We start from the raw sequence: 20,114 nt of genomic DNA, 5'->3' as shown, positions 1-20,114 counted from the left end.
TAATCTATCTAAATCTGTTTTATATATTCGAGTGATAGCATAGCGAGTGATAGCATAGTGAGACCACGATTAGGAAATCGAGCGCAAATAGTACACTTAGTACATTAAGCTCGATTGACACCGTCGTGACTCGCTATGGTTTTACTTGTTAGCCTTTAATGCACATGACTTGCTTCAGCGTATGCACAACTTCGACTAAATCTGTTTGATTGGCCATCACTTCATCGATGTCTTTATAAGCGCCGGGTATCTCATCGATGACGCCTTTGTCTTTGCGACACTCAACGCCATCCGTTTGCGCTTTTAACTCATCAATGGTGAACGCTCGTATGGCTTTGCCTCGACTCATCTGTCGCCCTGCCCCATGTGAACATGAGCAAAACGATTCAGCTTCGCCCAGACCACGTACGATAAAGGATTTTGCGCCCATAGAGCCTGGGATAATGCCGAGCTCACCTGCATAAGCACTGATAGCACCTTTACGCGTCACATAGACTTGCTCACCGAAATGCACCTCTTCATTGACATAGTTATGATGACAATTGATGGCTTCTTTGGTCAGCTGAAATCGTGGCAACCCCGCTTGTGGCGACTGCAATGACTTAATGACGAGACGCATCATCTCACGGCGGTTCTCAAGCGCGTAGTCCTGTGCCCAGCCTACTGCTTCAACATAATCAGCAAAGCTATCAGATCCTTCTGCAAAGTAAGACAAATCACGATCTGGCACATGACCGAAGCGCGATTGACGTTCTTTTTTGGCAAGATTAATAAAGTACTGGCCGATACAGTTACCAATGCCGCGGCTGCCAGAATGCAGCATGACCCAGACATCATTGTTCTCATCCAAGCACAGCTCAATGAAATGATTGCCACCACCAAGTGTTCCCAACTGCTTCGCCCAAGTACGCTCAAAACCTTTGAGCATTTTAAGTAAACCTGGATGCTTATCAGTAATCGGTTTTAGGCGTTTGCCTAGTGGGTCAAGCGTTGAGTTCTTGGCTTGGATTTGCTTGTGCATGTTGAAGCCAACAGGCACTTGCTGTTCAACGATCGACCGCAATGACCTCAAGCTATCAGGCAGATCACTCGCCGTCAGGGACAAACGCACCGCGTTCATACCGCAGCCAATATCGACACCGACTGCGGCAGGAATGATGGCGGACTTGGTCGGAATCACACTGCCGACTGTTGCACCTTTGCCAACATGCACGTCAGGCATCACTGCAATATGCGAGTGTACAAACTCTAGCTGAGCTAAATTGCGTAGTTGCTGCATCGCACCTTGCTCAACATCTGAGGTGTAAATCTTGACAGGTACGCCGTGCTTACGATTTTCGTTTAATATTAATTTAATGCTCATTACTTGTTATTTCCATTTTATTTTTTTAACAACCATGCAAAATATTTTTATTTTTACTATCATTATTTTTAGATATTACTTACCTGTCTCAATTAAACATAACGTTTAATAAGTAGATTTTTAACAATATATAAAATTTAGGCAATAAAGTACCGTCTTTTTATTAATTAAAAAATCAATAAAAATTCATGGTTAATTTATTATAGACGTTTTAAAGAAAGGTTACATGGTTCAAAACCGCTGCCCATTGCGTAAATGCTGTACGCATAGAAAAGCATCAGCTAAATAATAGCATGAAGCACTCTATTGGCAATGACGGTGAAGAAAAATGTTAGGTAAACAGATAACAGCAAGCGCAATATGGCTTAGCACAATCGCAGAGCGATTTTGACACAGTAGACTTAGAAGAGGGATAGCATAAGTAGATACAGAAGGCTATGCGTTGATATTATTCAATAGGATATCATTCAATAGCTTGTATATAGATTCAGCCAAACCTTTTCGAAGTTGTCATTGCTGTCATGTAGTTTACAAATTCAGTCTTTAAAAACGTCTTGGTAGTTAAATAGGACACGATGATTCCTCCATAGGTTGTGGCTAACTACTGTAGACAATAGTAGCAGATTTATTGGAATGACTTAACGCTTACCTAGAAGCTGATAAATCAATGTGATAATAATAACAATTTAAAAAATAAAGTCAATAATTAATTTTAATTAAATACAAAATACTATGTTTAATTAAAGCTGTTATTTTAAAATCATTACTTTAAATGTAAAACTTAAGAAATTTTAAACCATAAAACTATTTATAACTTCAGCCAATAAAGCAGCAGCAATGATGATAAAGATCACTCCACAACCACGATTTAGCCAAGCCAAGCGATCACCCACATCGAGCCAGCTTGCGAGCTTTTTACCACCCAATGTATAAATGATCTGCCAAATTGTCTCACTCAAAAACAAGCCTATGGTCAGTAAGATATATTGTGGCCATAATGGCGCGCTGAAATTGATGAATTTAGGAAAAAAGGCAGCAAAGAACAAAATGGCTTTTGGATTGGACAACGATACCCAAACGCCAGTACGAAACAAAGTCATATTACTTGGGGCAGCTTTAGCAGCAGCACTGGAGAGTGAGCGCGGCTGCGGTGTACCAACTGTATCTTCACTATCAGAAGAAGGATAGTCAGCCGCGACTTCTTCGCTCATTTCACGAGCATCACTCATCAAGCTGCCATTGCCAGCATCACGCCATGAGCTAATACCCAGATAAATCAAGTATGCCGCGCCAACGGCTTTGATGATCGTCAGCAACCAAGGTGACTGGCGACTGATCACATCGAGGCCAAGCAATGTCGAAAGCAGTAGCACAAACAATCCAAGGCTTAAACCTGCCAGCGTCCACAATGTGCGCTTCACACCGTAGTTCATACCATACTGGAATGCTAGCAGCATATTGGGACCTGGGGTCGCTGAGATAAAAAACGTACTCGCAAAAAATACCGCAAACAGGTGCCAAGACATCAACCAACCCCTACTCTTTTATTTGAAATAAACTTGAAACATGAAAAAGAGGCAAAAAATAAACACCGCCATATAGACGGTGTGTTTTATGCCAACTTAGATAAAAAGTTAGATGAAAAAACAATCACTTGCTTCTCAATCTATTAATTGACCGCACAACTAGTTAACAGCTTCTGCAAAAACCCATCACAACGTACAATTTCGTTAAGTTCAACGTATTCATCCGCCTTATGAGCTTGTTCAATACTACCAGGTCCACAGATGATTGTTGGAATACCTGCATTGGTAAATTGACCGCCTTCAGTCGCGTAAGCCACTTTATGACGCTCATCATCCCCTGTCAATGCAGCGATCAATGATTGTAGTTCAGCACTATCATTATCAGTCATTGCCGGCACGCTTTCTTCTTGCATCAGCTCAATGCCAGTCTCTGGCGCGCGGGCTTGCATTTGCGCATTTAATTCCGCAATCTTGGCTTGAATAGGTTCCAGTACATCGTCTTGCGTCATATGCGGCAGATTACGATAATCAAAGGTAAACTCGCACAGATTGGGCACGATATTGGTGGCCGTACCACCATGGATGGTACCTACTGACAACGTTGAATAAGGCACAGTGAATATCTCGTCCCCATCTTCAAGAGCACCGTTACGAGTACTTAGCTCTTCGGCAAGCGTATCGACATAGCCCACCAATCGGCTGGCATAGCTAATGGCATTGACCCCTTGTGCAATCAATGAAGAATGCGCTGACTTACCATGCACACGGCAACGATAAACCGCAATACCTTTATGTGCCACCACCATAGCCATATTAGTTGGCTCACCGACGATACAATAATCAGGGGTTATACCGCGCGCCTTTAAATCTGCCAATATCAGTGGCGCGCCTAGACAGCCAATCTCTTCATCGAATGATAATGCCAAATGCAATGGGCGACGCAGCTGGCCTGCATTAGATAGTTTTACCGCTTGTGGCAACATCGTCAGCGCACAAGCGATAAAGCCTTTCATATCACAAGCGCCGCGACCATACAGCTTGTCACCACGAATGGTTGCTGTGAAAGGCTCAGACGTCCAGTCTTGACCGTCGACTGGCACCACATCGGTATGACCAGATAGCACGAGACCATGATTGACGTCGTCAGCATTTGCCCCTGCTGGCACAGTGACGAATAAATTGGCCTTATTTTTGGCTTCATTAAAGGTCAAATCGACGCTCAAACCCAATTGCTCGCAGTAAGCTTTTACGTCTTCAATCAAAGCCAAATTAGAATGACGACTGACCGTATCAAAGCCAATTAAGCGCGTTAGCCAATCGATACTTTGGGTGGGATAATGAGCATCAGCCAATATTTGACTGGCATCATCGTTACTATTCTGTATAGTCATAAAACATCCTTATTATGATACGTGATACTCGTATTATGAGGGATTGTGTTGGTTCATAATATCAACAACTGGCGGCATTGGTTTTGATACCTTACCTTCAGCTTGCAACTCTTTGGTGGTTTTGGCATCAATGGCAAGTCCAGAAATCAAGGCGATATCTTTGACAGGCTTACGTTGGCGAGTGGCAAAGCTCACTGGTACCATACGCGCAAATTCATAAACATGCAGGTAAGACTCTTCACCACCTTCAAAGTCTTCATCGTCTTCTAATCGAATCCCACCGATTTTAGCCAAATCCGATAGCATCTCGTTTTCTTCGCTACTCAGACGGCAATCAGTAATGCCAAAACCCGTCATAAAGCCATTTGCCCACTGTTTCAGTGCCATCACGCGCTCGTATAAATCATGTTCATCATCTGGGACTAATGGCGTATAAGAGTAGGCATCGTCTTTGTCTTTGAGCTGGAACACTATATCTTCAGCTTCTTCTGTCAACAAAGTCAATGCAGGCTCTGGTAAAGCGGCGAAGCTCAGCTCTTCAAACACCTTCGCCCATACCTTTTCATCAGGTGCATCGCAGGCGGTCATCAGCCCTGTCATCAAGCCGTGTACCTCACTGATAGACACGTCAGTCCAATCATCAAATGCAGTCAGCCATGTATTCCAGCCAGAGATATTATCATTCATAATAGATGTCCTAGTGATTGATTAGTAGTACTAAATAGAAACAGACGCCGCGCGATATCATTAACGAGGCGGCGGCTAATAGAAGTTATGAAACAAAGCGGCATACAATTACTTTGTTGATATAGATATTATGCGGTCACCTATGGCATTATTAAACGCAGAGAACAAAATTCATTCACGCTTACTTGTTAAGGATAAAAACTGACTATGTATGATCAACTTAGAATATTAGAAAAAATGATACTCGACATCAAAAAACAGTATCAGCTTGTCAGTGCTGAACTTAGCAGCCTCAAAAAACACCCCGCTACCGATCCAAAAGAACTTACCACACTTCAGGCCAAGCTCGATAGCAGTTATACAGAGCGCGATGGCGCCAAAAAGAAGCTGAACGACCTCGATAACCGCTATCAAAATCTGGCAGAAGCCCACCATATGATCGGTGAAGAGCAAGATAAATTGCAAAAGCAAATCAGCCAATTACAACAAGAAAATAGCGAGCTGCTACAGCATAATAATGAATTAAAGCAGCAGTATAGCGATATCAAACAGCAAAATAATGACTTACAAAAGAAGAATCAACTGGCCGCTGAGCGTACGCAAGTGGTGTTAAAACGCTTAACCCGTATCGACCAAGCAGAAGGTTCATAAATAGCGGCACGAGGACATAATTGACGAATATCACTGTCTTCAAATAGCATTTTTATCGATAAAAGCCACGTTTACCAATGTACTTTTATTATCAAGTATCTTTATTATCAAGCACCTTAATTATTAAAAATACAGCATTGATTAAGCCAACAGACTCACACGTGTAAGCTCTTATATCACTCACTTTAATGACATATATTGTAGGATTTATCATGACTGATGACCAGACTATCCCTTTAGATAAGCAAGCGCCAAACAATCAATCACAAAACAACCAACGGCCAATCAACGGCCTTAAATCCCAAAAAGCCGTGCCAAATGCTTCAGCCCCAAATAATTCGGCTTCACAGAGCGTCGCTGCTAAACCTGCACCTAAAACGAATAGCACTCCTGAGCCGCAGATTAAAAAAGTAGATATTGCAATTGCTGGGGTCACCTATCCCATCTATTGCCCAGTACACGAGCAAGAAGAACTACATTCAGCCGTCTCTTATATCAATAACTATGCGCTCGACCTAAAACGCGACGCGCCGAGCCTGAGCCAAGAGAGCTTACTGGTACTGTGTTGTCTGAATTTATACGAGAAAATTCATGCGCATCAAAGAAGTGATGAAGATCGTATTCAAGGAGATAAGCAATCCGAAGCATTACTCAATAAAATCATGAAGGATGCACACTCTATCTTATAAGCCAGTAGTACGCTACTAAGCAATAAGCGCTTAGCTCTGGTGAGCCAAGCGCTTTTTTATGTCTAATCTACAGCCGAATTACTTACTTATGCATTAGGATTATAAGTTCTTCCAGCATGAAAATCCGCTTGATGCTCATAGTTGCAAAAGAATAACTCCTGACTGCCTTTAATATCAGCTTCAGTATTGCCATCGCTACTTGCCACCAAGCTCGGCTTGGTCTCTAGAACACCGCGGTATTCAGCTAAACTGTTACCACAGAAATTGCAGTGACGCGGTGTAGTCACATCGCCATCTTTTGGCATCATGCTTCTGGGTGCGCGCGGGTACATAAACTTGTAAAAGCCCCACATCACAATCCAGATAATAATTATCATCATAATAGCAGCGAACACAGCATTGCTCCTTGAATGAGGGGTAAACGTGAGAAATGATTAAGATGGCTCAGCTAATGATTATTCAACACGCCCTAATAGTATAAATTTTACCGTCAATAATAGTGACAATACAATGCCTTTACCGTTCAATTATTGATTTCACTGAATTGCTCACTAGATAATCGTACTCACTGATTGCAGTGCTAGAACAAAAAAACTGGCCACGTTAAGCCAGTTTTTTTGCATCGAAACCAACAATCAGGGTTTAGCAGAATTACAGCTGCAACTCGCTGATATCCGCCACGGTTAAGAATAAAGCTCGTACTTGCTTAAGCAACGCTAAGCGATTGTTCTTTAGCGCAGTATCTTCACTGTTGACCATGACATTGTCAAAGAATTGCGTCAACGGCTCGTCTAAACTGGCTAGCGTTTGCAATACTTGCGTATAGTCAGCCTGCTCAAGCAATGGTTGCACCGCTGTTTGTGCTTGCTGCACACTCGCATATAGACTTTGCTCAGCAGGTTCAGATAATAACGCTTCATCAACATTATCAGCGACGCTTACCTCTGATTTGGCTAAAATATTGGCGACACGTTTGTTTGAATCAGCCAACATTGAAGCTTGTGACAATTCGCTAAATGCTTGTACGGCACGAATACGCTGGTCAAAATCAAGCGGCATATGCGGGTTAATCGCTTGCACTGCCTGAATCGTATCGACGCTAACACCCTGCTCTGTATACATCGCACGATAGCGCGAGTTTAAGAATGCCATTACTTGGGTAAATGTATCACCCATTTTGGCAATCTTGCTACCATCGCTCGTGCTATAGCCTTTGATGGCTTGCTCAACCAGCGCTACCAAGTTAATCGGTAGCTGCTTCTCAATCAAAATACGCAGAATCCCAATCGCTGAGCGACGTAAGCTAAACGGATCTTTTGAACCAGTCGGCGCTTGGTCAATCGCAAAAATACCGACGAGCGTATCTAAACGATCCGCTAATGCTAAGCAAATGCCTATTGGCGTCTGTGGTAATACGTCACCACTGAATTTCGGAAGATATTGCTCCTCTAAACTGGCTGCTACCGCTTCAGGCTCATTGTTTAGGCGCGCATAGTAAGTACCAGCGATACCTTGTAATTCAGGATACTCACCGACCAATGAGCTTGCCAAATCCGCTTTAGACAAAATACCAGCACGTACCGTTTCATCGATACTAATCTGCTGACCTTGCTGTTGCATCAAGGCAGCGATAAATGCAGCAAGCTTGGCTATACGCTCAGACTTCTCCCAAATCGTACCCAGCTTGTCTTGGAAGACGCGAGTTTTTAGGCTTTCTGTTAGTGCAAATAATGGCTGCTTTTGGTCTTGTAAGAAGAAAAACTCTGCATCAGCCAAACGTGGACGCACAACTTTCTCATTACCTTCAATGATTTGGTTCGGATCTTTGGACTCAATATTGGTAATAAAGATAAAGTAAGGCTGCAATTTGCCAGTTTTATCTGTCAGGCAAAAATACTTTTGATCGGCTTGCATAGTAGAAATAAGCGCTTCTTGTGGCACTTGTAAGAATCGCGCCTCAAAGCTTGCTCGTAGCGCAATGGGGAAATCAACCAGTGCCGTCACTTCATCTAACAGTGCCTGCGGCACAATGGCATCAGAGTTAACTTCATCTGCCAACGCCTTGACTTGATTCTTAATCAGCATTTGACGCTTATCAAAATCAGCAACTACTTTTAAACCACCTAGTAATTCTTCATAGTCATTGGCATGACCAATGTTATGGTAGTCAGGGCTGTGGAAGCGATGACCACGGGTTTGTGTTCCTGTCTGATGACCTTGGATAGTGGCATCAATGACAGCATCATCTTGCATCAAGACTGCCCACTGTACGGGACGCACGAACTCATTACGGCTCGCACCTGAACGCATACGTTTAGCAATCGGTAAGTTATCAAGTGCGGTTTGAAAAATAGCGGGCAGCAATTCAGTCGTTGCTTGACCCTGAATGGTTTGCTCATAACCGATATAATCACCTTTATCAGTGTTAATCGTTATCAGCTCACTGGCCTCAATACCCAAGCCTTTGGCAAAGCCCATTGCCGCACGCGTTGGATTACCATCAGCATCAAAGGCCGCTTTAATCGCTGGACCTCGCTTTTGCTCGCTGCGATCTGGCTGCTTATCGCCAATGCCCTGAATTTGAAGCGCCAAACGGCGCGGCGCAGCAAAGGCTTTGATACTATCGAAGCTGATACCTGCTTCAGTCAATTGTTCAGTGACACTTGCTTGTAGCGCGTCACGTAGTGGCTTTAGGCTTTTTGGAGGTAGTTCTTCACACCCCAGTTCAAATAGAATAGTACTCATGGGATGCTCCTATTTATTATTAGTAGTTTGGTTGTTATTAGCAGTTTGGTTGTCATCTGTATTTTCAACGGCTTCTTCTTTTGGCAAATACTTATCGAGCGCTGCCTGACGATGCGCCTCGTCTGCTAATGGAAAGCCTAACTTGGCACGTGCTTCAACATAACCAATAGCAACCTTACGAGCAAGCGTACGCACACGTAGGATAAAACGCTGACGCTCAGTCACTGAAATAGCACCGCGAGCATCAAGTAAGTTGAAGGCATGTGAGGCTTTTAACACCATCTCATAGGCTGGTAGTGGTAAACCCTCGGCAACTAGCTTATCCGCTTGCTGCTCATAAAAATCAAACATCTGACCCATCATCGGCACATCGGCGTGCTCAAAGTTATAGGTAGACTGCTCAACTTCATTTTGATGAAAGACATCGCCATAAGTGACACGACCAAACTCACCATCTGCCCAGACCAAATCATAAACGCTATCGACGCCTTGTACATACATCGCCAAGCGCTCAAGACCGTAAGTGATCTCGCCAGTGACTGGGAAGCATTCGAGACCGCCCACTTGCTGGAAGTAAGTAAACTGGGTCACTTCCATACCGTTTAGCCAAATCTCCCAACCAAGTCCCCACGCACCTAGCGTTGGTGACTCCCAGTTGTCTTCGACGAAACGCACATCATGCACCAACGGATCAATTCCGATGGCTCTTAGCGAGTCTAAATATAGCTCTTGGATATTAGGTGGATTCGGCTTTAATACTACTTGAAATTGATAATAATGCTGCAAGCGGTTTGGGTTATCGCCATAGCGTCCATCAGTAGGACGACGTGACGGCTGCACATAAGCGGCATTCCAGCGCTCAGGACCTAACGAACGCAAAAATGTCGCCGTATGAAAAGTACCTGCGCCAACTTCCATATCATAAGGCTGCAATATCACACAGCCCTTGTCAGCCCAATAGTTCTGCAAGGTTAGGATTAAATCCTGAAAAGTCATCGGTTGAGAGTTTTTCGCTTCAGTTGTCATAGTTTGAGTTGTCATAGTTTGGGGCATCATAATAAAGCCACTGTGGAATTAGTATTAGGGTCTGTTGAACAAAACGTTGATAGCACTCGTACAGCCTACTCGGCAACGACTCTATTTGTCTGCTCACCTTACTAAAAAATGACTATTTTATCCATATTTACATCAACTAAATTTATCAAGCAATCAAAGAGACACCCTAAAAATGATGCGTGTTTGCTCATTGAGCAGTAAAAGCTTCATTGACGAAAGCATAAAGGAAAGCATAAATGACAAAAAAATACCCAAATGCGTGAACATTTGGGCAGGAGGAAAAGTATGTCTTTGGTATCCTGATTGATCAGGCTTTTTATTTTTTAGTTAAACTTTCACTTTCAAAGTATAGCTTTAGATCTTAGAACTGGTTTACTGATACGATTCATTTGTTGCTTTGGGCATAATTATCCATAAAATGATATAGATTAAGATGCCTGGTACTGCTGCACTTAATGATGAAATAATTACAAATAACACTCTTACCCAAGTAGGTGACCAGCCGACATACTCTGCGATGCCGCCCATCACACCTGCTATCATGCGATTATTCTGTGAGCGATGTAATTTTGCTAATTTAGCCAAATCAAATACCTCTTTAATATAGTTTTTCTTTTGCTTACTTTTGATTTTATATAAACACTTACTATTAAGAACACTTACTACTAAAAATATTTACCGTTAAAAATACTTATTCTTAAAAATGCTTAGCGTTCTCAACTTATGAATAATTATAGCAATGTTTAGAAGTTAATCTGTTGAGTATGTAGACGTACTTTGTGAGTTTATGCTACCTAAACTTGCCCTAACCTGTCATAAGACCTCGTAAACCCCTGATTTTAAATAGATATTTCAAAATGTTTCAGAGCGCAGTTTATTTCTATAACCTTACGGCTTTACTACAGTGACTCTAACCTTTTGATATTCCAATAAATTATGAAAAATGGTTAACATGCCCATAAAAGCGGAGGAAAATATTAAGTTATACAGAGTAAATTTGATAGATTTACGGTATTTTTCTGAGCATAAAACGGCTGTTTACAATAACCTACCTGTAAGTCTGGACAAACCTTTATATAGTCGGTTCAACATAATGCGGATACAGATAAGGATAGCTATGTACGAGACGGGTTTAATGATTGGGCATTTTGAACCGCTCCATTTGGGGCAGATGCGCAGCATATTGGCAGCGGCAGGACAAGCAAAGACCTTGCATATCGTCATAATGGCACACCCATCACCGCATGCCGATTTTAGTATCACCTTACAAGACAAAGCGCGTTGGTTGCAGATGGCTTGTGCAGACTTGCCTTTTGTTCGTATTCATACCACTCATGAGATTGAGCTGCCTCTACATGATGGCTTCGTTGATGTGACAATCGATATTTCCTCCAGTAATGCCAAATTACAACGTTTGACAGAAGTGCTCAACTTGCCCGCAGAGGCAGTATTATTTGTCGCAGAAAACCATCCATTGGCTCAGAGTGATGTTTATGAGCAGTTATCGATACCAGTCGTCACTACCCCGCTACAGCCTGAGTTTGATTCTTATGCCATCGCCCGTGATCCCGTAGCGCACTGGTCAGCGCTGCATCCACAAGCACGTGGGGACTATACCAAGACCGTTGCCATCGTTGGTGGTGAAAGCTCAGGCAAGACGACACTGGTGCACAAGCTTGCCAACTACTATGGCGCTAGCTTTGCATTGGAGATGGGACGACTGTATGTCGGTACGGATTTGGGCGGGAGCGAGATCGGGCTACAATACAGTGATTATGCACCCATTGCGCTCCATCATGCTCAGGCGATACGAGAAGCAGCAGCTAGAGCGACTGCGCCTGTCACTATTATTGATACTGACTTTGTGACCACTCAAGCGTTCTGTGAAGAATATGAGGGTCGCACGCATCCTTTCGTCGCTGCTTGTATTAATGAGTTTCGCGTAGACCATACGATTATGCTGGACAATAATACGCCGTGGGTGGATGACGGTATGCGCTCATTAGGTACGCCTGAGGCGCGTGGACGCTTTGAGCAGCGCCTCGTCGACATTTTTGCCCGTCATGATATTAAGCCGCACATGGTTGATCAGCCTGATTACGATGCACGCTACCAGCAAGCGTTACTGTTTATCGATCAGTATGTTTATGGTAAAAACTCTTAGAATAAAAAACATACCCAAAATTCATGAATTTATAATAATATTGCGGCTGTCAGTGTCTTTTATCAGCAATTTCTTGATAGCCATATTCATTTTAGGAAAAAACAGTTATGCGCATTCAGCTATTAGACAATATTACTGGAAAATGGGCGCTGCAATGGATCATAACCTGGTTCATTTGTGGCGTTATTGCGTTATCAGCAGGTTTTTGGCTCACCACAGACCACACCACGCTTGATTGGTTTTATTTGGCAGTCTCATTTATCGGTCTGATATGCGTGGTGTCGCTGTCATTCCGAAAAAACGTCATGGGCAATGGCTTTGGGATGGGCGCTACCGCTGGCGAAGTCGTAGTACAAGCCACTTCCGGCGCAGTCGGCTTGATGCTGGCACCGTTATTTAACTTTTTTACCCATGTCTACGGTATTTTTTATTGGTCAAAGCACACTGACCCTGATGGCGATATGATCCCGAAGTCTGCTAGCAAGGCAGTTTGGTTAATTACCGCCGTATTTATTGTTATCGGCTTGGTACTCTTCCCCACCGTCAACGACTTATTGGCCAACTACGGCTACGCAGTCGTAGAAGACGATAGCAGTCTATTTTTAGGTTTCATTTCCTTCTTTTGGATTAACGTTATTGCTTTTGTATTGTCTATTACTGCGCAAGCCGCGATGATTCTGCGTTATTCTTTTAGCTGGTGGTTATGGATTATCGTCAACTTTGTCTGGCTGATCGTAAATCTCATGTCGGGCAATTATATTTTTGCTATTCAGACCATGGTTTACCAAGTAAATTCTTTCGTTGGCCTATATGAATGGTACCGCAGCGAGCAACTGTCCGCATAAAACATATTGGCTCAAAATGAACCTATTTGGCATCGCTGGTATAATCGATTTTGACTGTGCGGTTTACCAGATAATATGGTAGATTGCACAAATTAGTGCTACAACTGGTAGTCGTCAGTAGACTCACGCATTGAGCTACTACCAGTCATTCATTTACTAACACGGAGGTTAGTGTGTCTCGCAATCGTCAACAAAAGATGTCTAAGCGTACTCTTGAGCAATGGCTCAGTGAGTATTCGGTCAGTCATCAAAACCTAATCAACAAAAAAATCCATTGGCTGTGTGTCCCCACTATTTTTGTTAGTCTATTAGGAATGGGTATGTCACTGTCGGTCTGGTTTACTTTGGTACTTAGTGCCTTAGTACTCTTATTCTATATGAAACTCTCAACGCCATTATTTTTGGCAATGGGGATTTTTATTCTCATTTGTCTATCAGTGATGACCTTATTACCTTTAAGTTTCAAGGTTTGGGCAGCTGTCTTTGTGGTTGCTTGGATTGCCCAGTTTATTGGTCATAAAGTCGAAGGCAAAAAACCGTCATTTCTTAAAGACTTACAGTTTTTATTAATTGGTCCAGCTTGGGTCGCCAACAGTCTTATGCGACGTAACTAGGGCGTGTCATCATTTAGCGCATTCAATTATTTATACAACAACTGACTTATACTTTGAAATAAAAAAGCGCCGTCCAACAACATTGCTGGACAGCGCTTTTTATGTTTATCTCGCTAAATATAGTCAAGGAATTTTAGAATCGCTACAAGGCGACCGACCGCAGATAGTACACTGAGTACATCTAGGATGGGTAACACCGTAGCGGTTTAAAAGTGCTCTGACTATAATAGATAAACGCAATGGTTTAGCCAAATACTTTCATGCGCTCTTCAACAGGCATGAATTCTTTATCACCTGCTGGCTGCTCGATGCCACCGAATACCATTTGTGCAGTCAAATCCCAATCAGCATCAATACTCCAAGTGCTTGCAACTTTATGGTCAATCACTGGATTGTAATGCTGTAAGTTAGCACCGATATTAATGCTAGCAAGCCCTGTCCAGATTACATACTGATGCATAGCACTGGTGTGCTCGGCCCAAACAGGGAATTTGTCGGCATATAATGGCGCTCCTTCTTGTAAGGCTCTCACTACTTTTTGATCTTCAAAGAATAGAATCGTACCTGCGCCTGCCTTAAAGCCGTCGATTTTTTGCTTGGTTGGCGTAAACTTCTCTTCGTCACCAACGATACCACGTAATGCTTCTTCGGTCATATCCCAAAGCTTTTGATGATCGTCACCAAACAACACGACGATGCGCGTCGATTGTGAGTTAAATGATGATGGCGTATGCAAAATAGCATGCTCAACCAATTTAACCACCTCTTCTTTTGCAACTGGTAACTGATCATTCAATGCATAAATAGAACGACGTTTTTCAGCCAATTGCTGCAATGCTTGTAGATCTGACGTATTCGACATAGGCGTATTTGACATAAAATAGTGCTCCAAATTATTAGTATGTGTTTAGGGTCTGTTGAACATTCAAATATTAGGACTGCTGATCGCTAAAATCTTCCCAAACTAGGCGTAAACCGACGATAATGTCGAGACCTTAGCTAGGTTTACAACAACGTTTGGGGTGATTTTAGTATTAGCCTTTCAGGGCAGGGCTATTTTTTGCCAATACATGGCGAAATTGTCTAACCTAGAATGACTAGGCATCAAAAATTTCACTGCGTATTGTCTAAAAAGTAGCCACTGCCAGTTCCACATTTGAATGTTCAACAGACCCTAATATGATGAGCATAGAGGTTCAATAAACATGGCTCATCAATCTCTTCAAAAATTTTAATTTTTCAATGTGATTTATTATAAGAAAAAATGGGCTAAACTCACACTTATTTTTGTAATAACAACTTAATAATTAAATACATTATGAAAGTTTTATTACATAATAAAATTTTTAAAGCTGTTCGACAGTTCTCGGGTAACTCGGGCAAATAAGCATTTTAGTTTAGAATCAACCTCACCAAAACGCTTACGACCGTCTTTCCAGTCGGTGATGGATTGCCCAACCTCTTATTTTTAAGATGGTTTGGTATGCTCATGGTTTGGTGTACTCAATGACAGCACTCTCAAATTTCACCCATAAAAAAAGCCCCACAATGAAGTGAGGCTTTAGTGCTCTAAACGAGCCATATTTGGAGCGGGAAAAGAGATTCGAACTCTCGACCCCAACCTTGGCAAGGTTATGCTCTACCACTGAGCTATTCCCGCTTAAATCAATTCGCAATATCGCTAACAACTTGTTAACTACTACGTCTCGATAGGCTGGCTATTCTAGCAAATATCCTGCGTGTGTCAACAGGTTTTTTCATATTTTTCACCAGCATTGCCACTTTTAATTTTTATTCGAGAGCATATTTATCATAAATGATTGATATTGCAATCAATACAGTCATTGCAGCGTTTAAAACTATTTTATAAAGTAATAGGAAAATCTCTTCTATTATTCCTGACTCTTTCATCAATTCTGAATATGCCTATTAACTAACCATTATTAGTAGTGCAACGTCGTACTGCTTTATGACGATAGAGGAATAAAAGTTACGCTATTCTCGTTAATATTGATTCCACTTACAATCATACGCTGTATTGTTACTTTTTCTGCCTTGGTTTTAGGCTGTTAACATTATTATACTTATGGCTTGTTACCATTCAGGTAAAATTTTAGTGATTAAGTAGATTGGTAGACGGCAGCAAAACTTCAATAATAAACTGCCCTTCTATCCGCTCTGCTGTTACCGGCCTACTCCGCTATTACTAACTTTGTTTAACTTTACTTTTTATCATTTACAGCGAGGATGTTTATCATGAGAAAATTTTTTACCACCACCGTGATGGCCGCGTCATTATCGGCACTTACTTTAACTGGCTGCACCAGCACCACCAACAGTGGCGCGGTCGGCGTCGATCGTCAACAGCTACTCTTGGTTTCTAGCGAGCAAGTACAGCAGCTATCAGCGCAAAGCTATAATAAAAACTTGCAAGAAGCAAGCAAACGCGGTGTGCTCGACACTAATAAAGCTCAGCTCAATCGTTTAAAAAATATCTCTAACCGCCTCATCGGTCAAGTAGGCGTATATCGCCCTGATGCAGCTAATTGGAAATGGGAAGTACATACCATTAGATCCAATGAGCTGAACGCCTTTGTTATGCCAGGCGGCAAAATTATGTTTTACTCGGGCATTATTGATCGCTTAAACCTCACAGATGATGAGATTGCCGCGATTATGGGTCACGAGATCTCTCATGCCCTGCGTGAGCACTCACGTGAGCGTCTCTCACGCGAGTATGCCACTCAGACCGGTATCGGTGTTGCAGCAAGTATCTTTGGTCTATCACAAGGTCAGGCTGATCTAGCGAACGTTGCTGGGGACTTAGGTTTGAGTCGTCCACACAGTCGCACCCAAGAAGCTGAAGCCGACCAAATCGGTCTCGAGCTAATGGCACGCGCAGGCTACAATCCTCAAGCGGCGATCAGCTTATGGCAAAAAATGCAGCGCGCCAGCCAAGGTGAGCCACCACAATTCTTAAGTACTCACCCAACCAGTAGCAATCGCATTAGCCAATTGCAAGCATTGATGCCTAAAGTGATGCCGCTGTATCAAAAATCACGTCGCTAATAGCTATTTTGGCTAGTAGTTACCGGCTGTCAGCTATCAATGTCTTACATAGAGGTTGATAGCTTACCAAAAGCAGAGTATAGCCCATGGGTTGCGCTCTGCTTTTTTGTGTTTTTGGCGCAGAAGCTGGCTGTATTATCTTAAAACTGTCGCATGTGCTATGGTCTATCCAATAGCTTTCTGTACAGTTGTCAGCGTCTGTTATAATGGCCACCACACGGTCTCAAATATTGCTTCAAAGTTTGCTAAGCACCACAAAACAAAGGATTCTTATGAGTACCCACTCACCCACTGCTGATGCGCTCCAACATGAGCTACAGGTATTACAACCACAACATATCGAATTGATTAATGAATCGATGAATCATTCTGGTTACTTCGATGGTAAAGAAAGCCACTTTAAACTGACTATCGTGAGTGACGCTTTTGAAGGCAAGCGCTTAGTAGCGCGTCATCAGCTGGTATATGGCTTGGTTAATGCTTTATTGACCTCTCAGGGTGGTCAGGTACATGCCTTAGCAATTCATGCTTTTACGCCAATTGAATGGCAAGGTCAAAGCCCTGATAGCCCGTTATGTGCCGGACAAAATAAAGCTTAGATGTACTTTAGCTAACGAAGTTTTAGTTAAATGACAATCATAAAAATACTTTGCTCACGGTGTGGTAGCCATTTAAAAACCGTACATCACGTGATTTTTTACAGACTTACAAATTGCGCCGTTAAAGGAAATGACATCCAATGAAACATTTACATATGCTCATGGCAGTATTGGTGATTGTGCTATTTTTATACCAAAGCTATCTCGCATTAAGCGCCAATATACGGGCGCCGCGCATGATCAAAATAGCCACCCATGTCCTCTATGCGCTGCTCATCCTCTCAGGGGCTATAATGCTGATGCAACTGATGAATGCCAATGCGCCTGTACAATGGGTATTCGCCAAAATAATCTTACTCGTGGCGGCTATTAGTGCCAGTATAAAAGCCTTTCAAACTCACGCGACACCTGGTCAAACCAAAACTGGCATTCTTATCGCTGCCGTGGCTTATATTGGTATTGTGTTACTGGCCTTTAGCAAACCTGATAATTTGTTTTAATCGCCACTCTATGTCTGACTGAGCTTAGATAGACCGATTGCGGAATGAATGGCTACTAGGGCGTGTATTTTTAATATCTTAATTCCAGTATTTTTGCTATCTTAAATAAATACAATGCCTTGCATGCTCGTTATTAAGAATAGAGGTTTGCAAGCAGATGACTATAAGCAAAGCAATCACGATGATTTTACTTAAAATCGCGACGACGCCACATACCCTTACTTAGCCCTATGGAGCCATTATGAAAACTTTTACTATAGCGACACTATTGGCATCAGCCGGCATGTTGGGTCTCTCAGGCTGCGCTTCTACTGGTAATATCACGCCGCAATATGTGCCGCCAAGCACTTATCAGAGCTATGACTGCCAAGCACTGAGCCAAGAGTACGTCCGTGTCAATCGCTATGTTGAGGCCACTCGTAATGAGCAATCAACCTTGTCCGCTTCGGGTGTGGGTGTTGGGGTTTCTGCAGGCCGCTGGGGCATCTCACCGAATATCAGCTTTGGTGTTGGCAAAAGTAACAATACCAAAGCCCGCGATGCCAAGTTATCACGGCTTTATGGCGAGCGTGATGCGATTGTCCAATCGGCGCGTATTCAACGTTGTAGCTTTGCCAATGGTGTTAAGATTTATGGTGAGTAACATTAAGCAAAAGCTGTCTAAATGATTAAGATAGCGCCACCACACAATGAAAAAGCCAATACGCGATAAGCATATTGGCTTTTTTAACGACTTTTATCCCACCTAACAAACATAATCAATTGAGCCATCAGCGACGATCAGCGTAAGCTTTGCACCCATTGGACGATTTGATTGCTAGGCAGCGCACCTGACTGACGCGCGACCTCTTTGCCGTTTTTGAAGGCCACCATCGTTGGTAAACTGCGAATATTATAGGGAGCGGCCGCCTGCTCATATTTATCCGTTTGCACTTTGGCAAAGACCACTTGCGGCAACTGACCAGCAGCGACTTTGAACTCTGGTGCCATCATAATACAAGGCTGACACCAGCTTGCCCAAAAATCAACGATGGTCAGCACCTCGTTTTTTTGGATGACTTTATTGGCTGTTTGCGCGTTCAGCTCACACGGACTTGCTGTCAATAATGGCTGACTACATTTACCACATTTCGGTGCAGCGCTTAGCCGTGCAGCAGGTACACGGTTGGTTGCTTGGCAATGTGGGCAGACCAGATGAAAACTTTGCTCACTCATCATATGATTCCTATTCTAATTATTTTATGGTCTCGAAAATTCGACTTTGGTATTTTTAACTAAAAGCTATTTGAATTGGTTTTACGAGCAATTTTAGCATAGTCAATTATATTGATTCTCTACGCCACTTGCTGTGCCACGCCACTATATACATAGCTCATCGGTCTTGGGCCGGGAAAGTATTCTTCGCTCAGCTCGTCAATGACAAAACCACCCGCTCTAATCAGTACTGGAATGTCACGATCTAAATGACAACCACCGGCCATCGGTTTCCAAAAAGGCGTCAGTCGATGCTGCCATCGCTCAACAGAAAAATCTGGCGCTAAGCCGTGCTCACAAAACAACAAGCGACCGCTAGGTTTTAACACGCGCGCCATTTCTCGAAGTGCGGCTATTGGATCATCAATACTACATAGGGTAAAGGTCATCACAATCGTATCAAATTGATCCGTATCCGCATGAATGCTTTGGACATCAACGGCTATCACTTCAACTGGAATACTAATGTCAGCGGCGCGCTTGCATGCTAATGTCTGCATTTGAGCCGCTGGGTCGATACCAATAACAGAAGAAACCTTTTTGGCATCATAAAATTGCAAATTAAGACCACTGCCAATCCCAATTTCTAATACCTCGCCTAACGCCTGAGGAACAATTTTAGAACGTGCTTTCATCACGTTACCTGTACTACAAGCAACATCTATCAGCTTGGGCAACACATAGCGCTCATAAGGGTTCATTATTCTCTCCAGTCATTGCCATATTTAGCGCTTGTGGATATTCATACCAAGCTTCTGTACAGCAGATAATCTACAGAGTAGCATTCTGATAGATATCAATCATACAATACTTGCGTAGTGAGGCATAAGATGGCAGTTATCACTTATTGCACTATTTATAGTCAAAATATTTTATAGTCAAAATATTCTAAAAACGCGACGGTATTGCTGATATCAATTTTTTGTAGCCTCTATCTGCGCAGGCACAGCAAGCAAGAAAA

20 protein-coding genes and 1 tRNA gene are annotated in these 20,114 nt (G+C 42.7%); 9 read left to right on the top strand and 12 right to left on the bottom strand.

Going from position 1 to position 20,114, the window contains the following annotated elements; translation table 11 throughout:
* Positions 1-148: 148 nt before the first annotated feature.
* The 4 genes from ACTQ9T_RS01120 to ACTQ9T_RS01105 all read right to left on the bottom strand — a co-directional run bounded on the left by ACTQ9T_RS01120 (position 149) and on the right by ACTQ9T_RS01105 (position 4,967).
* Positions 149-1,363, bottom strand: coding sequence for an RtcB family protein (locus ACTQ9T_RS01120; RefSeq protein WP_440463809.1), 1,215 nt, complete (start codon positions 1,361-1,363; stop codon positions 149-151).
* 791 nt (positions 1,364-2,154) lie between these two features.
* On the bottom strand, positions 2,155-2,889 hold the full coding sequence (locus ACTQ9T_RS01115; RefSeq protein ID WP_010201504.1) for a LysE family translocator: 735 nt from the start codon (positions 2,887-2,889) through the stop codon (positions 2,155-2,157).
* Between the two features lie 143 nt (positions 2,890-3,032).
* Positions 3,033-4,280, bottom strand: a complete 1,248-nt coding sequence (argE, locus tag ACTQ9T_RS01110; protein WP_440463808.1) for an acetylornithine deacetylase — start codon at positions 4,278-4,280, stop codon at positions 3,033-3,035.
* A 33-nt stretch (positions 4,281-4,313) separates the two neighbouring features.
* A complete protein-coding gene (locus ACTQ9T_RS01105) occupies positions 4,314-4,967 on the bottom strand; it encodes a UPF0149 family protein (RefSeq protein ID WP_189585512.1) in 654 nt (217 codons plus the stop codon).
* 207 nt (positions 4,968-5,174) lie between these two features.
* On the opposite strand from ACTQ9T_RS01105, the gene ACTQ9T_RS01100 reads away from it, so the two are divergent.
* Both ACTQ9T_RS01100 and ACTQ9T_RS01095 read left to right on the top strand, forming a co-directional pair.
* On the top strand, positions 5,175-5,618 hold the full coding sequence (locus ACTQ9T_RS01100) for a hypothetical protein (protein WP_189585515.1): 444 nt from the start codon (positions 5,175-5,177) through the stop codon (positions 5,616-5,618).
* 212 nt (positions 5,619-5,830) lie between these two features.
* A complete protein-coding gene (locus ACTQ9T_RS01095) occupies positions 5,831-6,307 on the top strand; it encodes a cell division protein ZapA (RefSeq protein WP_440463807.1) in 477 nt (158 codons plus the stop codon).
* 86 nt (positions 6,308-6,393) lie between these two features.
* Here the strand turns inward: ACTQ9T_RS01095 and ACTQ9T_RS01090 are convergent, their stop codons facing one another.
* The 4 genes from ACTQ9T_RS01090 to ACTQ9T_RS01075 all read right to left on the bottom strand — a co-directional run bounded on the left by ACTQ9T_RS01090 (position 6,394) and on the right by ACTQ9T_RS01075 (position 10,693).
* Positions 6,394-6,702, bottom strand: coding sequence for a hypothetical protein (locus tag ACTQ9T_RS01090; protein ID WP_440463806.1), 309 nt, complete (start codon positions 6,700-6,702; stop codon positions 6,394-6,396).
* 256 nt (positions 6,703-6,958) lie between these two features.
* Positions 6,959-9,052 (bottom strand): glycine--tRNA ligase subunit beta, encoded by a 2,094-nt coding sequence (glyS, locus tag ACTQ9T_RS01085; RefSeq protein WP_440463805.1) that lies wholly within the window; start codon positions 9,050-9,052, stop codon positions 6,959-6,961.
* Positions 9,053-9,061: 9 nt separating this feature from the next.
* Positions 9,062-10,048, bottom strand: coding sequence for a glycine--tRNA ligase subunit alpha (gene glyQ, locus ACTQ9T_RS01080; protein ID WP_440464440.1), 987 nt, complete (start codon positions 10,046-10,048; stop codon positions 9,062-9,064).
* 432 nt (positions 10,049-10,480) lie between these two features.
* The gene (locus ACTQ9T_RS01075) at positions 10,481-10,693 is read right to left on the bottom strand and encodes a PspC domain-containing protein (RefSeq protein WP_010201518.1); all 213 of its coding nucleotides are present in this window, start codon (positions 10,691-10,693) and stop codon (positions 10,481-10,483) included.
* Positions 10,694-11,201: 508 nt separating this feature from the next.
* Here ACTQ9T_RS01075 and nadR point away from each other — a divergent pair.
* The 3 genes from nadR (at position 11,202) to ACTQ9T_RS01060 (ending at position 13,731) form a co-directional block, all read left to right on the top strand.
* Entirely contained in the window at positions 11,202-12,272 is a 1,071-nt protein-coding gene (gene nadR / locus ACTQ9T_RS01070; protein ID WP_440463804.1) for a multifunctional transcriptional regulator/nicotinamide-nucleotide adenylyltransferase/ribosylnicotinamide kinase NadR, read from the top strand.
* A 107-nt stretch (positions 12,273-12,379) separates the two neighbouring features.
* Complete coding sequence (pnuC, locus tag ACTQ9T_RS01065) at positions 12,380-13,117, top strand: nicotinamide riboside transporter PnuC (RefSeq protein WP_201592121.1); 738 nt, start codon at positions 12,380-12,382, stop codon at positions 13,115-13,117.
* Between the two features lie 197 nt (positions 13,118-13,314).
* Entirely contained in the window at positions 13,315-13,731 is a 417-nt protein-coding gene (locus ACTQ9T_RS01060) for an Mpo1 family 2-hydroxy fatty acid dioxygenase (RefSeq protein WP_440464439.1), read from the top strand.
* Between the two features lie 244 nt (positions 13,732-13,975).
* On the opposite strand, the gene ACTQ9T_RS01055 is transcribed toward ACTQ9T_RS01060, so the two are convergent.
* A complete protein-coding gene (locus ACTQ9T_RS01055; protein ID WP_440463803.1) occupies positions 13,976-14,608 on the bottom strand; it encodes a nitroreductase family protein in 633 nt (210 codons plus the stop codon).
* 708 nt (positions 14,609-15,316) lie between these two features.
* Positions 15,317-15,391: transfer RNA gene (locus tag ACTQ9T_RS01050), tRNA-Gly, on the bottom strand.
* Positions 15,392-15,987: 596 nt separating this feature from the next.
* Between ACTQ9T_RS01050 and ACTQ9T_RS01045 the strand changes: the two genes are divergently transcribed.
* The 4 genes from ACTQ9T_RS01045 (at position 15,988) to ACTQ9T_RS01030 (ending at position 18,542) form a co-directional block, all read left to right on the top strand.
* Positions 15,988-16,800 (top strand): M48 family metallopeptidase, encoded by an 813-nt coding sequence (locus tag ACTQ9T_RS01045; RefSeq protein ID WP_240215221.1) that lies wholly within the window; start codon positions 15,988-15,990, stop codon positions 16,798-16,800.
* 272 nt (positions 16,801-17,072) lie between these two features.
* Complete coding sequence (locus ACTQ9T_RS01040; protein WP_201592111.1) at positions 17,073-17,399, top strand: BolA family protein; 327 nt, start codon at positions 17,073-17,075, stop codon at positions 17,397-17,399.
* A gap of 140 nt (positions 17,400-17,539) precedes the next feature.
* Positions 17,540-17,899 (top strand): SirB2 family protein, encoded by a 360-nt coding sequence (locus ACTQ9T_RS01035; protein WP_189585536.1) that lies wholly within the window; start codon positions 17,540-17,542, stop codon positions 17,897-17,899.
* A 241-nt stretch (positions 17,900-18,140) separates the two neighbouring features.
* Positions 18,141-18,542 carry a hypothetical protein gene (locus ACTQ9T_RS01030; RefSeq protein WP_240215218.1) on the top strand — a complete coding sequence of 134 codons (402 nt, stop codon included), beginning with the start codon at positions 18,141-18,143 and terminating at the stop codon, positions 18,540-18,542.
* 137 nt (positions 18,543-18,679) lie between these two features.
* Here the strand turns inward: ACTQ9T_RS01030 and trxC are convergent, their stop codons facing one another.
* Entirely contained in the window at positions 18,680-19,114 is a 435-nt protein-coding gene (gene trxC, locus ACTQ9T_RS01025) for a thioredoxin TrxC (RefSeq protein ID WP_010201540.1), read from the bottom strand.
* 119 nt (positions 19,115-19,233) lie between these two features.
* Positions 19,234-19,854 carry a class I SAM-dependent methyltransferase gene (locus ACTQ9T_RS01020; RefSeq protein ID WP_440463802.1) on the bottom strand — a complete coding sequence of 207 codons (621 nt, stop codon included), beginning with the start codon at positions 19,852-19,854 and terminating at the stop codon, positions 19,234-19,236.
* Positions 19,855-20,114 lie beyond the last annotated feature (260 nt).

Source organism: Psychrobacter sp. ASPA161_6, assembly GCF_051970285.1.
In the GTDB taxonomy this organism is placed as follows: domain Bacteria; phylum Pseudomonadota; class Gammaproteobacteria; order Pseudomonadales; family Moraxellaceae; genus Psychrobacter; species Psychrobacter glaciei.
The sequence above is the reverse complement of the archived record's forward strand: the minus strand, read 5'-3'. Positions and strand labels throughout refer to the sequence as shown.